The 13,769-nt window shown below is 68.5% G+C and carries 11 protein-coding genes; 9 read left to right on the forward strand and 2 right to left on the reverse strand.

Features of this window, described 5'->3' with window-relative positions:
* The first annotated feature begins 103 nt into the window (after positions 1 to 103).
* Together OL358_RS13405 and OL358_RS13410 are read left to right on the forward strand one after the other, a co-directional pair.
* Positions 104 to 1,720, forward strand: a complete 1,617-nt coding sequence (locus OL358_RS13405) for an ATP-binding protein (protein WP_264710568.1) — start codon at positions 104 to 106, stop codon at positions 1,718 to 1,720.
* Entirely contained in the window at positions 1,717 to 2,880 is a 1,164-nt protein-coding gene (locus OL358_RS13410) for a hypothetical protein (RefSeq protein ID WP_264710569.1), read from the forward strand. Before OL358_RS13405 ends, OL358_RS13410 begins: the two co-directional genes overlap by 4 nt.
* Before the next feature lie 7 nt (positions 2,881 to 2,887).
* Here OL358_RS13410 and OL358_RS13415 read toward each other — a convergent pair whose 3' ends face one another.
* A complete protein-coding gene (locus OL358_RS13415) occupies positions 2,888 to 3,628 on the reverse strand; it encodes a response regulator transcription factor (RefSeq protein ID WP_264710570.1) in 741 nt (246 codons plus the stop codon).
* 105 nt (positions 3,629 to 3,733) lie between these two features.
* Between OL358_RS13415 and OL358_RS13420 the strand changes: the two genes are divergently transcribed.
* The 4 genes from OL358_RS13420 to uvrB all read left to right on the forward strand — a co-directional run bounded on the left by OL358_RS13420 (position 3,734) and on the right by uvrB (position 7,489).
* Positions 3,734 to 3,895, forward strand: a complete 162-nt coding sequence (locus OL358_RS13420) for a hypothetical protein (RefSeq protein ID WP_264710571.1) — start codon at positions 3,734 to 3,736, stop codon at positions 3,893 to 3,895.
* Between the two features lie 163 nt (positions 3,896 to 4,058).
* Complete coding sequence (gene coaE, locus OL358_RS13425; protein WP_264710572.1) at positions 4,059 to 4,673, forward strand: dephospho-CoA kinase; 615 nt, start codon at positions 4,059 to 4,061, stop codon at positions 4,671 to 4,673.
* 48 nt (positions 4,674 to 4,721) lie between these two features.
* Entirely contained in the window at positions 4,722 to 5,342 is a 621-nt protein-coding gene (locus OL358_RS13430) for a hypothetical protein (protein ID WP_264710573.1), read from the forward strand.
* Between the two features lie 62 nt (positions 5,343 to 5,404).
* Positions 5,405 to 7,489 carry an excinuclease ABC subunit UvrB gene (uvrB, locus tag OL358_RS13435; protein ID WP_264710574.1) on the forward strand — a complete coding sequence of 695 codons (2,085 nt, stop codon included), beginning with the start codon at positions 5,405 to 5,407 and terminating at the stop codon, positions 7,487 to 7,489.
* A gap of 36 nt (positions 7,490 to 7,525) precedes the next feature.
* Here the strand turns inward: uvrB and OL358_RS13440 are convergent, their stop codons facing one another.
* Positions 7,526 to 7,777 carry a hypothetical protein gene (locus OL358_RS13440; RefSeq protein WP_264710575.1) on the reverse strand — a complete coding sequence of 84 codons (252 nt, stop codon included), beginning with the start codon at positions 7,775 to 7,777 and terminating at the stop codon, positions 7,526 to 7,528.
* A 42-nt stretch (positions 7,778 to 7,819) separates the two neighbouring features.
* Here OL358_RS13440 and OL358_RS13445 point away from each other — a divergent pair, with 42 nt between their 5' ends.
* The 3 genes from OL358_RS13445 to uvrA all read left to right on the forward strand — a co-directional run bounded on the left by OL358_RS13445 (position 7,820) and on the right by uvrA (position 13,767).
* Complete coding sequence (locus OL358_RS13445; RefSeq protein WP_264710576.1) at positions 7,820 to 8,263, forward strand: MarR family winged helix-turn-helix transcriptional regulator; 444 nt, start codon at positions 7,820 to 7,822, stop codon at positions 8,261 to 8,263.
* 132 nt (positions 8,264 to 8,395) lie between these two features.
* Entirely contained in the window at positions 8,396 to 10,804 is a 2,409-nt protein-coding gene (locus OL358_RS13450; RefSeq protein WP_264710577.1) for a 5'-nucleotidase C-terminal domain-containing protein, read from the forward strand.
* Positions 10,805 to 10,863: 59 nt separating this feature from the next.
* On the forward strand, positions 10,864 to 13,767 hold the full coding sequence (uvrA, locus tag OL358_RS13455; protein WP_264710578.1) for an excinuclease ABC subunit UvrA: 2,904 nt from the start codon (positions 10,864 to 10,866) through the stop codon (positions 13,765 to 13,767).
* Positions 13,768 to 13,769 lie beyond the last annotated feature (2 nt).

A 13,769-nucleotide genomic window follows, 5' to 3' on the forward strand; every position in this document is an offset into this window, starting at 1 on the left:
CGGTTGGCGCGGCATCCGTTACTTTCACCATATGGTCGGCGCGCCGAACGGCGAACAGCGTCGCGCTCGGCGTCCGCCTGAAGCGCGCAGCACTCGCGCGCGCATGACCTGGCTGCGAGACGACGTCGCCGATCGCACACGCGCGCGCACGGCGACGCTGAACCAGCTGCTGCTCGCCTCGGTCGTCTTCGCACTGGGTGCACTCGTCGCGATCGGCTCGTTCCCCGGAGACCCGGTCCTGTTCTTCGGCGGCGTCGTGATCGTCATCGTGCTGACCGGAGCGACGCTGGTCGTCCCGTGGAACCGGCTCTCCTACGGATGGGTCGCGCTCGTTCCCGCGATCGACGTCATCGCCATCACCCTCATGCAGCTCGCGGCGCCCGGAACGGCGATGGGCCTGCTGTGGATCTTCCCCACGACATGGCTGGCGGCCGGGTTCGGTCTGCTCGGCCTCTTCGCCGTCATCGTGTCCATCGCCGTCATCATCACGGTCCTCACCCTCGTCAGCGCGCAGCAGGTCACCTACCTCACCTTCCTACTGCCGCTGGTGCTGTTCGCCGTAGCGGCGACGAGCCATCTCACCGCGCGACGCTCCGACGCGCAGCGCATGCTGCTGGCGAAGCAGGCGCAGCTGCTGCGGCGCGTGCTCCAGACGTCGCGGCGACAGGAGCAGGTCGTCACCGAGGTGCTCGACGCCGTCGATTTCGGCGTCGTGCGCATCGACGGCGACGGCCAGGTGGCCGTCACCAACGAGGCGCACGGGCGGCTGCAGCAGGCCATGGGCGTCCAGGACGGCGAGGCCCCCGCGTTCCGCGACGACGGAGTGACCCGCCTCCCTCACGACGAGCTTCCGGTCGAACGCGCGCTGCGCGGCGAGGCGTTCGAGGCCGAGATCGTATGGTTCGGCGAGGAGCCCGCACCCCGCAAGGCACTGAGCATCACCGCACGCCGATTGATCGACCCCGATGGCGACGACGGCGGAGCGGTGGTCATCTCGCGCGATGTGACGAGCGAGCTCGAGGCGCTGCGCGCGCGCGACGAGCTCGTCGCGTCGGTGTCGCACGAGCTCCGCACGCCGCTGACGTCCATCCTGGGATATCTCGACCTCGCGATCGAGGATCCGGACATCCCCGACCACGTGCGCGCGAATCTCGACATCGCCGAACGCAACGCCGAGCGACTGCTGCGCATCGTCGCCGACATCCTCGCGGCCTCCAGCTCGTCGTCGTCGTCGATCGAGGCGACGATGACCGCGCAGGCGCTGGACGTGCGCGACATCGTCCGGGCATCGGGCGAGGCGCTGCTGCCTCGTGCCGCATCCCGCGCGGTCACGATCGACACCACCGGTCTCGAGGAGGCGCGAGTGTGGGCCGATCCGATGCGTCTGCGCCAGGTCGTCGACAACCTCGTCTCGAACGCGATCGCGTACAACAAGGACGGCGGCACGGTCTTCCTCGGCACGACGACCGACGGCACCTCGACCTGGATCCTGGTGCGCGATACCGGAATCGGCATCAGCGAAGCGGACCGCTCGCGACTCTTCCAACGCTTCTACAAGGCCGGCGCCGAACGACGCTCGGGTACCGGTCTCGGCCTGGCGATCACGCGCGACATCGTTCGTGCGCACGGCGGTGAGATCGGTCTTCACAGCGCGCCCGGCGTCGGGTCGACCTTCATCGTCAAGCTCCCTGCAACGGCCCCGGGAGGGATCACATCATGACACTCGACCTCACCAGCGTGCTGGTGATGACGGCACTCGTCGTCAACACGAGCGGCGTTCTGTTCATCGTCGAGACCCTGCTGCGCCGCGATGAGGGGGCGGGCCGCATCTGGGCGCTGGGCTTCCTCGCGGGCATGCTGACGACCCTCGCCTACACGATGTGGTCTCAGACCCAGGAGGCGTGGTGGGCCGTCGCCGTCGGGAACGGCGCGTTCGTCGCGGCAACGGGGTGCATGTGGCTCGGATGCCGCCGGTTCAACCGGCGGCGCATGGACTGGTCGGGCGGACTCGTCGCCATCGGTGTGCTCACCGCGGCGATCGCGGTGGGTGTCGAGGGCGAGTCGGGCGGCGACTGGGCGGGGGCGCTGTGGATGTTCCTCGCGCTGATCGTGTTCGCCGGCGCCGGCGCGGTGGAGTGCCTGCGCGGCGCGCTCCGCGACTCGCGCACGGCGTGGGTGCTCGGGGCGGTGCTCGGCCTCGAGGCGCTGTACTACGTGTCGCGGACGACGGCGTTCGTCACCACCGGCCCCGACTCACCACTGTTCAAGGACGTGTTCGGCACGATTCCGACGGCCTTCGTCACGGTCGTGCTCACGATCGTCGCGGTCGTGGTGACATCGGTGCTGCGTGCGTCGCGCGCACCGATGCGCGGATACCGGCGTCGCGCCACCGCGGTCGCCCGTGACGGGGTGCTCGATCACGAGACGTTCGACGGGGCTCTGACCGATCTCTGCGCGCGCGCGGCCGTGCGCCGCGAGCTCGTCGGCGTCATCGCCGTGCGCATCGAGGATCTCGACCAGATCTCGACCGCATTCGGGAGCGAGGTGGCCCGCGCCGTCACGGAGACGTGGCGCACGGGCGTGCGACGCCATGCGCCGTCCAACGCGCTCGTGGCGGAGGACGGCCCGACCGGTCTGTGCGTCGGAGTGCTCGTCGATTCGCCGGCCGAGGCAAGGCGTCAGGCCGGTGCCGTCTACCGTGGGCTGTTCGATGACCTCGGCAAGGTGGGCGGTGGGGTGATCCCCGTCGTGGGCGTCGGCATCGCGCTCAGCGACGCGGCAGGGTACGACGCCCAGGCGCTCCAGCGGGTCGCACGCGAAACAGCGAGCCTCGCCGCAGAGAGCGTCGAGACGTCGGTGCTCGTGGGCGAGATCGAGTAGCGGCGCCTCAGGGGGCGGTCAGGCGATAGCCCACGCCGCGGACGGTCTCGATCCAGCGCGGATTCGTGGGGGACTCGCCGAGCTTGCGGCGCAAGTTGGCGACGTGCACCTCGATCGCGCGGGCGTCGCTGTCGCTGACGAACTCGATGCCGGTGAACTGCTCGCCCCGAAGCATGAGCGCGAGGTCCGACTTTCCGCGGACCCGACGACCGGCCGCGAGAAGGTCGGCGAGGATGTCGAACTCGCTGCGAGTGAGTTCGAGATCCTCACCGTCGACGGTCACGATCCGCGTCTCGACGTTCAGTCTGAGGCCCTGGTGCTCGAGCCAGTCGCCGCTGGATTCGCCCGCGTCCCCGGACGCGGCTGCGGCGATGTGGTGCCGCGGCCGGCGCAGCATCGCGTCGATGCGTGCGCGCAGCTCGCGAGGTCGGAACGGCTTGGCGACATAGTCGTCGGCACCGGCTTCGAGCCCCTGCAGGGCATCGATCTCCTCGGTGCGGGCGCTGAGCATGACGATGTACGTGGTGCTGAGCGCGCGGATGCGCTTGGCCGTCTCGAATCCATCGATGCCGGGCATGTTCACGTCGAGGGTGGTCACGAGGGGCTGATGCTCACGCACGAGCTCGAGTCCGGCATATCCGTCCGGGGCGCCGTGGACCTCGAATCCCGCCTGCGCCAGGACTGCCGTGAGGAGGGAGCGAATGTCTTCTTCGTCCTCGATCACGACCGCAACGCGAGCTTCTTCCACCGATTCACCCTCCGGTGCCGGGGAGACGACCGCCGGCTCCCGGACGTCGGTCAGGATATCCCAGAACGCCGTCTGGAAGAGGCGCGCAGGCGTAACCGTCACGGCGTGTCCCTCCTCCGAGTGCTGTGGAGGGAAGCAGAAGCGCGCAACGAGGTGGCGACCGCCCCCACGATCGCCACCTCCCCGCTGCGGATCCGGGTCCTCACGTTCCGCCTTGCGGCGATTCGGGCAGAGGTGGAGGGGCGAGCAGTCGACGTCACGCAGTAACGTCGATCCACGTCCCCTCCTCCCCAGATACCCACGTTCGGACCCGACTTCGATCGGGTTGTACTGACGCTAGTCGCGGGCCCTCAGGCCACCCTCAGTGCGACCTCAGGAGCGGCCAAGTGTTGGGCGCACGGCGTTCGCGAGGACGTGGCATCCTCGACTCATGCCTCTCGTCGCACTCACCGGCGGAATCGCCTCCGGGAAGTCCACGATCGCCCGACGACTCGCGGAGCACGGCGCCGTGGTGGTGGACGCCGACCAGATCGTCCGCGACGTGCAGCAGCCCGGATCGCCCGTGCTGGCCGACCTCGCCGACGCGTTCGGAGCCGACGTCGTCCGCGATGACGGCTCGCTCGATCGCGCGGCTCTCGGCTCCCGGGCCTTCGGCGACGCCGACGCGGTCTCACGGCTGAACGCCATCGTGCATCCGGCCGTGCGACGGGAGTCCGCTCGCCGGTTCGCCGAGGCGTTCGCCGCGGACCCCGACGCCGTCGTCGTCTACGACGTGCCGCTGCTCGTCGAGGCGAGGGTCGAGGATCCGTGGGAGCTCGTCGTCGTGGCGCACGCGCCGGCCGACGTGCGTCATCGCCGCCTCGTCGACCTGCGGGGGATGAGCGAGGAGGATGCCGCCGCCAGGCTCGCTTCGCAGGTGTCCGACGACGCGCGCCTGGCCGTCGCCGATGTCGTGATCGACACCGCAGGATCGCTCCGAGACACCCTGCGGCAGGTCGACCAGCTGTGGGCCTCCCTGCCGGAGCACCTCGCCGCACGGCCCTAGGCGGCCACGCCGGCCGCGGGTAGCCTGAAGCCGAGCGGGAGGTGTCGCATGGGAATGCTCTCGAGATTCCGGCGCAGGAGGCGGGTCGCCGCCCTCACCGACGAGGAGCGCATCGGCCGCTACGTCTACCTGCTCAACACGCTGCCCGCATCCGTCATCGAGGGCGCGCATGCCACGGCCTTCAAAGACCTTCCCCCTGATCGGCGTCGGGAGATGTTCGAGCAGCTCCGGCCGTTCATGGCGGATTCGGAGCGGAACGCGGCATCCGATGATCCGTCCGTGCTGGCGAAGCTCGTCCGGCGCGCCGAGGAGCGACGTGCGCAGCGCGAGGGGCAGATGGATGCCGCGGCCCGTCCGACGGCCGTCGCCGAAGCAGACCCGCGCGACGCGGTGGATTCTCGACGGCTGCTGCTGGACAACGGGGTTGCGGTCGTCGTCGCGCAGAACTTCCTGCTCTCGGCCGCGGTGATGTCGTACTGGTCGGTCGGCGGCGGGTCGCTCGCGATCGCATCCGAGCCCGCCTGGGTGGGCGACACCTACGACACCGGATCCGGCGGAGGTTTCGACGGCGGAGGTTTCGACGGCGGCGGCTACGGCGGGTTCGACGGGGGTGGCTTCGGAGGATTCGACGGCGGCGGTTTCGGCGGAGACGGCGGCGGCGGAGGCTGAGCGCGGGTCCGCCGCGCGCGAACGCCGGGCCCGGTGTCGGTGGCCCCGCCTACGCTGGAGAGGTGCAAGCCACCCGCTCCGTCCGCCCGTTCGAGGTCAACAGCGAGTTCGAGCCGTCCGGTGATCAGCCGCAGGCGATCGCCGACCTCGCGGCGCGCATCAACGCCGGTGAGACCGACGTCGTGCTGCTCGGCGCCACCGGCACCGGCAAGTCCGCGACGACGGCCTGGCTCGTCGAGGCCGTGCAGCGCCCGACGCTCGTGCTCGCTCACAACAAGACCCTCGCGGCCCAGCTGGCCAACGAGTTCCGCGAGCTGATGCCGCACAACGCGGTGGAGTACTTCGTCAGCTACTACGACTACTACCAGCCCGAGGCGTACGTCCCGCAGACCGATACCTTCATCGAGAAGGACTCCTCGATCAACGCCGAGGTCGAGCGCCTGCGCCACTCCACGACGAACTCGCTGCTGTCGCGCCGAGACGTCGTCGTGGTCAGCACCGTCTCGTGCATCTACGGCCTGGGCTCTCCCGAGGAGTACCTGCGCGCGATGGTGGCGCTGCAGGTGGGGGAGCGCTACGAACGCGACGCCCTCATCCGCAAGTTCATCGCGATGCAGTACAACCGCAACGACGTCGACTTCTCCCGGGGCAACTTCCGTGTGCGCGGCGACACGATCGAGATCATCCCGGTGTACGAGGAGTACGCGATCCGCGTCGAGATGTTCGGCGACGAGATCGAAGCGCTGTACATGCTCCACCCGCTCACCGGCGACGTGATCCAGCGCATGGACTCCGTGCCGATCTTCCCCGCGACCCACTACGCGGCGGGCACCGAGACCGTGCAGCGCGCCATCGGCACCATCGAGCACGAACTCGAAGAGCGGCTGAAAGAGCTGGAGTCGCAGAACAAGCTGCTCGAGGCGCAGCGCCTCCGCATGCGCACCACGTTCGATCTCGAGATGCTGCAGCAGCTCGGCTTCTGTTCCGGGATCGAGAACTACTCCCGTCACCTCGACGGCCGTTCCCCCGGCGAGCCGCCGCATACGCTTCTGGACTTCTTCCCCGACGACTTCCTCATGGTCATCGACGAGTCCCACGTCACCGTCCCGCAGATCGGGGCGATGTACGAGGGGGATGCCTCGCGCAAGCGCACGCTCGTCGAGCACGGCTTCCGCCTCCCGAGCGCCATGGATAACCGGCCGCTGCGGTTCGACGAGTTCAAGAACCGCGTGGGGCAGACGGTCTACCTCTCGGCGACGCCCGGCCGCTACGAGATGGGCATCGCCGACGGCGTCGTCGAGCAGATCATCCGCCCCACCGGCCTGATCGACCCTCAGATCATCGTCAAGCCGTCGAAGGGCCAGATCGACGACCTGCTCGAGGAGATCCGCCTGCGCGCGTCGCGTGACGAGCGTGTGCTCGTCACGACCCTCACGAAGAAGATGGCCGAGGAGCTCACCGACTTCCTCGGAGAGCACGGCGTGCGGGTGCGGTACCTGCACTCCGACGTCGACACGCTCCGCCGGGTCGAGCTGCTGAGCGAGCTGCGAGCGGGTGTCTACGACGTGCTGGTGGGCATCAACCTGCTCCGCGAGGGCCTCGACCTGCCCGAGGTGTCGCTGGTGTCGATCCTCGACGCCGACAAGGAGGGCTTCCTGCGCAGCGGGACCTCGCTGATCCAGACCATCGGACGTGCGGCGCGCAACGTGTCCGGCGAGGTGCACATGTACGCCGACAAGGTCACCGACTCCATGCGCAACGCGATCGAGGAGACCGACCGGCGCCGAGAGAAGCAGGTCGCGTACAACACGGCGAACGGCATCGACCCGCAGCCGCTGCGCAAGCGCATCGCCGACATCACCGAGATCCTCGCGCGTGAGGCATCCGACACCGACGCGCTTCTCTCGCGCAAGGGCTCGGATTCACGATTGAAGTCCGGCAAGGGCAAGTCGCCGACGCCGCAGCTGCGACGCGAGGGCATCGCCGCCGAGGGGGCGAATCAGCTGGAGGCGACGATCGCCGACCTCAGCGGTCAGATGCTCGCCGCGGCGGGCGAGCTCAAGTTCGAGCTCGCTGCCCGCCTGCGCGACGAGGTGCAGGACCTCAAGAAGGAGCTCCGGGCGATGGAGCGGGCCGGCCACGCGTAGTCGTTCCGACGTTGAGAGCCCGTGGCACGGACGGCGTCACGGACAGTGCATGAGCGGTTTCACGCCGGACCGGTCGAACGTGTGCTCCGTCATCGGTCGTCCGCACAGCGGGCACGCCCGTTCGGCGCGCTCGGCGGTCGATGGTGGGGGAGTCGTCTCGTACGGGCCCACCGCCGCTGGACCGGCAAGACGGATGAGCTTCGTGTTCAGGTAGGAATACCAGCCGCCGGCCTCACGCACCCGCTGTCGGAGCGGGAGCGGGGCATCGGGGTCTTCCGGGTGATCCATATTCCTTAGTGTACTAAACATTAGGCCGGGTAGGATGTCGATGTGGACTCCGACGATCTCCTGAAACTCGAGAACCAGCTGTGCTTCGCCCTGGTGACCGCGGCGCGCAACGTGGTCTCGATCTACCGTCCGGTCCTGGAGCCGCTGGGTCTGACGCATCCGCAGTACCTCGTGATGCTCGCGCTGTGGGAGGCGTCGCCACGGTCCCTGGGAGAGTTGGCGGACGACCTCGCGATGGAGCCCGCGACGCTGTCTCCGCTCATCAAACGACTGGAGTCCCAGGGTCGCGTCGCCAGATCGAGGCGCGCAGCCGACGAGCGGGTGCTCGAGATCCAGCTCACGGACGACGGGCGCGCTCTCCGGGCGAGGGCCCTCGAGGTTCCCCCTCAGATCATGCGCGCGACCGGCCTGGACGCCGAGCGCATCGCGGCACTCCGGGACGGTCTCGTTCCCTTCGCCGGCGGGCGCGGTGCGAGCGTTTCCTGACCGATACATGAACTTCCTCTCATCTTCTATGCAGGGAAGGGCGCGTTTTCTAGGCTCGCTCTGAAGCCCCGTCTGGACCCACAGCGAGCCCGACGTCTTCGGGCTGCTCATCCGTCCAGAAGAGGAACCACCATGCGAATGCGGTCACACCCCGACCACAGCACTCCGTCTCGTCGCCGCATCATGTCCGGCGCCGGCGTCGCCATCGTCGCGCTCGGCGCCGGGCTGCTCGTCGCGAGCCCCGCGGCCAATGCCGCGGAGACGCAGATCCAGATCCTTGCGACCAACGACTTCCACGGCCGCATCCTCGACGAGGGTGTCCAGGCGGGCGCGGCGAAGCTCGCCGGAGCCGTCGAGCAGTTGCGCACCGCGAACCCGAACACGGTGTTCGCGGCGGCGGGCGACCTCATCGGCGCCTCGACGTTCGAGTCGTTCATCCAGCACGACAAGCCCACGATCGACGCGCTCAACGCGGCGGGGCTCGAAGTCTCGGCGGTCGGAAATCACGAGCTCGACCAGGGCTACAACGACCTGATCAATCGGGTCATGGCGCCCTACGACGCCGTGACCAATCCCTACGGCGGCGCGCAGTGGGAGTACATCGCGGCCAACCTCAAGATGAAGGTGACCGGTGACGATGCTGTCCCGGCCACCTGGATCAAAGAGATGAGCGGAGTCCAGGTCGGCTTCGTCGGCGCTGTCACGGAGGAGCTCCCGGCGCTCGTCAGCCCCGGCGGCATCGCCGACATCGATGTCAAGGGGATCGTGGAGTCGGTGAATGCCGAGGCCGCCGATCTCGTCGCGAACGGTGCGGATCTCGTCGTGATGCTCGTGCACGAAGGTGCGCCATCGACGAACTGCCTGACGATGCGCGACTCCGGCAAGTGGGCCGACATCGTCAACAACGTCTCGGCCGACGTCGACGCGATCGTGTCCGGTCACACCCACCTCGCGTACAACTGCTCGTTCCCGGTGGCCCAGTGGGCAGCCGAGGGGCGCGCGGTGACGGAGCGTCCGGTGGTCTCTGCCGGCCAGTACGGCACGAGCCTCAACCAGCTCCTCTTCACCGTCGACAGCGCGACCGGCGACGTGACGGCGAAGGCGCAGAACATCCTCGCGATCCAGGGCTTCCCCGCCGATCCCGATGTCGCGGCGCTCGTCCTCGCGGCGAAGAACCAGGCGGACATCCTCGGTGCCGCGCCGCTCGGCGAGATCGCCGGGGCGTTCAACCGTGCGCAGCTGGCCACCATCAACCCGACCACGGGCCTGCCGAACGAGAACCGCGGCGGCGAGTCCACGATCGGAAACCTCGTCGCCGAAGTGCAGCGCTGGGCGACCGAGAAGCCCGAGTCCGGCGCGGCCGAGATCGCGTTCATGAACCCGGGCGGGCTCCGCGCCGACATGGTGGGCGTGGATCCGGGTGACGGCTCCTACCCGCGCACGCTGACGTACAAGCAGGCCGCGAACGTGCAGTCGTTCGCCAACACGCTCGTCAACATGAGCCTGACCGGAGCGCAGATCAAGACGGTGCTCGAGCAGCAGTGGCAGCGGGATGCGTTCAACGGGCTGCCCACACGACCGTTCCTGCGACTGGGTGTCTCCGACGGCTTCGAGTACACCTACACGCAGGCTCCTGTGCTCGAGACCCAGCGCGACAACCCGGGCACCGCCGCCAACGAAGAGGGCCTGCAGTACACCGCACCGCGGGGCACGATCACCGGCATGTGGCTGAACGGCGAGCCCATCGACCCGAGCACGACCTACTCGGTCACCGTGAACTCGTTCCTCTCGACCGGCGGCGACAACTTCCGGGAGCTGAACAGCGGCACGGGAAAGCGTGACACGGGCAAGGTCGACCTCGCCGCGATGGTCGACTACATGGCCGCCTTCGCCTCGACGACACCGCTTCCCGTCGACTACGCGCAGCACGCCGTCGAGGTGGCGTTCCCGCCCTCGGCACCCGCTAAGTACGAACTGGGCACCACGGTCGCGTTCGATGTGAAGTCGTGGTCCATGTCGACGGCGGCCGACGTCAAGGACAGCGAGATCATCGTCTCCCTCGGTGACAAGGTCCTCGGCACGGCGCCCGTGTCGACGGTGCTGGCGACCGATCCGTACGACAACCTCGGCACGGCGGCCGTATCCGTGAAGCTGCCGGCGAACGCGCCGGTCGGTGCGACGGCGCTCACTCTCACCGGTGCCACCACGGGCACGACGGTGACCGTCCCGATCACGACGTTCGACCGTGCCGACAGCGTGACCATCGGCATCCCGAACAAGCTCATCGCGAAGAAGGGCTCGGCTGTCCAGTTCACCACGATCGTGGTGGCGGAGGGAGGCGTCCGCGCGACGGGCGAGGTGACGATCTACGACGGCACGACCGTGATCGCCACGGCGACGCTCACCGCGAAGGACCGGGGCGTTGTCAAGGTCAAGCTGCCGGCGCTCGGCACCGGCCTGCACAAGCTCTCGGTGTCGTACGCGGGAAGTGACACCGTGCGCGCCTCGAAGAGCCCGACGGTGCCGCTCCTGATCTGGTAGCTACCCGTTAAGGCGGGGTCTCCGGCGCTCATGTCGGAGGCCCCGCCTAAACTTGTCTGGTGCCCATCGTCCCTGTCGCCATGCCCGGAAACACCAGCGGAAAACTCAGCGTCCGCGGTGCCCGCGTGCACAATCTCAAGAACGTCGACCTCGATATCCCGCGTGACTCGCTCGTCGTGTTCACGGGACTCTCGGGCTCCGGCAAGTCGAGCCTCGCGTTCGACACGATCTTCGCCGAAGGCCAGCGCCGCTATGTCGAGTCGCTGAGCGCGTACGCCCGCCAGTTCCTCGGTCAGGTCGACCGGCCCGACGTCGACTTCATCGAGGGGCTGAGCCCCGCGGTGTCGATCGACCAGAAGTCCACGAACCGCAACCCGCGATCGACGGTGGGCACGATCACCGAGATCCACGACTACATGCGCCTTCTGTGGGCCCGCATCGGCGTGCCGCACTGCCCGGAGTGCGGCGAGGTCATCCAGCGCCAGACGGTGCAGCAGATCGCCGACCAGCTGATGGAGCTGCCCGAGCGCACGCGATACCAGATCGTCGCGCCGGTGGTCACGCAGAAGAAGGGCGAGTTCGTCGACCTCTTCAAGGAGCTCTCGGCCAAGGGCTACGCCCGCGCGGTCGTCGACGGCGAGCTCGTCCAGCTCGCCGAGCCGCCCACGCTCAAGAAGAGCTACAAGCACGACATCGCCGTGGTCATCGACCGACTCGTGGCCGCTCCCGACATCCTGGGCCGCGTGACCGACTCGGTCGAGACCGCTCTCGGCCTCGCCGGCGGCGTGGTTCAGATCAACTTCGTCGATCTCGAGGGCGACGACGCGTGGCAGTCGTACTCCGAGAAGCTGGCGTGCCCCAACGGCCACCCGCTCCAGCTGACCGAGATCGAGCCGCGCACGTTCTCGTTCAACGCGCCGTTCGGCGCCTGCCCCGCCTGTTCCGGGCTGGGCACGCGCATGTCCGTGGACGTCGACCTCATGATCGGTGACGACGAGCTCTCGATCCGCGAGGGGGTGCTCATTCCGTGGACCACCCAGGGCAAGGGTCTCTTCCAGTACTACGAGCGGCTGCTCGAGGGCCTGTCCAACGACCTCGACTTCTCGCTCGACACGCCGTGGCGGATGCTGCGGGCCGAGGTGCGCGAAGCGGTGCTGCGCGGCGAGAACTACAAGGTCACCGTGAAGTGGAAGAACCGCTACGGCCGTGAGATGCGGTACTCGTCCGGTTTCGAGGGCGTCGTGCCCTATATCGAGCGCCAGTACCTGCAGGCCGAGACCGACACCCAGCGCCAGCGGTGGTCCGAGTTCCTCCGCGAGGTGCCGTGCCCCGTCTGCGACGGCGCGCGTCTGAAGCCCGAAGTGCTGGCGGTGCGCGTGCACGGTCATTCGATCGCGGATGCCTCGCGCCTGAGTCTCGCGGACGCGCAGAAATACTTCGCCGACCTCGACCTCACGGAGCGCGAGGCCAAGATCGGCGCGCAGGTGCTGCGCGAGATCCGACTGCGCCTGGACTTCCTGATCCAGGTCGGTCTCACCTACCTCAACCTCAGTCGGTCCGCCGGTTCGCTGTCGGGCGGCGAGGCTCAGCGCATCCGGCTTGCGACGCAGATCGGCTCCGGTCTGACCGGCGTTCTCTACGTGCTCGACGAACCCTCGATCGGGCTGCACCAGCGGGACAACCGCCGCCTCATCGAGACGCTGATCACGCTGCGCGACCTCGGCAACACGCTGATCGTCGTCGAGCACGACGAGGAGACCATTCACGCCGCCGACTGGATCGTCGACATCGGGCCGAGGGCGGGCGTCGACGGCGGATCCGTCGTGCACTCCGGACCGCTCGAGCAGCTGCTGCAGGCCGAGGGGGAGTCCATCACCGGCGACTACCTCGCCGGGCGGCGAGAGATCCCGACGCCGAAGAAGCGGCGCAAGATCGACAAGAGCCGCAAGGTGACCGTCGTCGGTGCGCGCGAGAACAACCTTCAGAACGTCACGGTCGACTTCCCGCTGGGCGTGCTCACGGCAGTGACGGGCGTGAGCGGATCGGGCAAGTCCTCGCTCGTCAACGACATCCTCTACGAAGTGCTCGCGACGCGCCTCAACGGCGCCCGTCGCGTGGCCGGCAAGCACACCCGGATCACCGGCACCGACGATCTCGACAAGGTCGTGCACGTGGATCAGGGTCCGATCGGCCGCACACCGCGCTCCAATCCGGCGACGTACACGGGTGTATTTGATCGCATCCGCACGCTCTTCAGCGAGACGCCGGAGGCGAAGGTACGCGGCTACCAGCCCGGACGATTCAGCTTCAACGTGAAGGGCGGTCGCTGCGAGGCGTGCTCGGGCGACGGCACGATCAAGATCGAGATGAACTTCCTCCCCGACGTGTACGTCGACTGCGAGGTGTGCCACGGCAAGCGCTACAACCGCGACACCCTCGCCGTGCACTACAAGGGCAAGAACATCGCAGAGGTCCTCGAGATGCCGATCTCCGACGCGGCGGAGTTCTTCGAGCCGATCCAGGCGATCCACCGCTATCTGCGCACGCTCGTCGACGTCGGACTCGGCTACGTCCGGCTCGGCCAGTCTGCGACGACCCTGTCGGGTGGCGAGGCGCAGCGCGTGAAGCTCGCGACGGAGCTGCAGCGCCGGTCGAACGGGCGCTCGATCTACGTGCTCGACGAGCCGACCACGGGCCTGCACTTCGAGGACGTGCGACGGCTTCTCGAAGTGCTCGGCGGTCTCGTCGACAAGGGCAACTCCGTGATCGTGATCGAGCACAACCTCGACGTGATCAAGAGCGCCGACTGGATCATCGACCTCGGCCCCGAGGGCGGCTCGGGCGGCGGGCAGGTCATCGCGACGGGCACACCCGAGCAGGTGGCCCGGGTGGCGGGGAGCTACACCGGCGCGTTCCTGGCCGAGGTGCTCGGCGGTCCGCAGGCGGTCCGCAAGGCCGGCTGACC

The organism is Microbacterium sp. SSM24, from assembly GCF_025989145.1.
In the GTDB taxonomy this organism is placed as follows: Bacteria; Actinomycetota; Actinomycetes; order Actinomycetales; family Microbacteriaceae; genus Microbacterium.

Excerpts from the sequence above, each read along its gene's own strand:
- OL358_RS13405 (WP_264710568.1), top strand. The coding sequence starts at position 104 with ATGACCTGGCTGCGAGACGACGTCGCCGATCGCACACGCGCGCGCACG.
- OL358_RS13410 (WP_264710569.1), top strand. The coding sequence starts at position 1,717 with ATGACACTCGACCTCACCAGCGTGCTGGTGATGACGGCACTCGTCGTC.
- coaE (WP_264710572.1), top strand. The coding sequence starts at position 4,059 with ATGCCTCTCGTCGCACTCACCGGCGGAATCGCCTCCGGGAAGTCCACG.
- OL358_RS13430 (WP_264710573.1), top strand. The coding sequence starts at position 4,722 with ATGGGAATGCTCTCGAGATTCCGGCGCAGGAGGCGGGTCGCCGCCCTC.
- OL358_RS13440 (WP_264710575.1), bottom strand. The coding sequence starts at position 7,777 with ATGGATCACCCGGAAGACCCCGATGCCCCGCTCCCGCTCCGACAGCGG.
- OL358_RS13450 (WP_264710577.1), top strand. The coding sequence starts at position 8,396 with ATGCGAATGCGGTCACACCCCGACCACAGCACTCCGTCTCGTCGCCGC.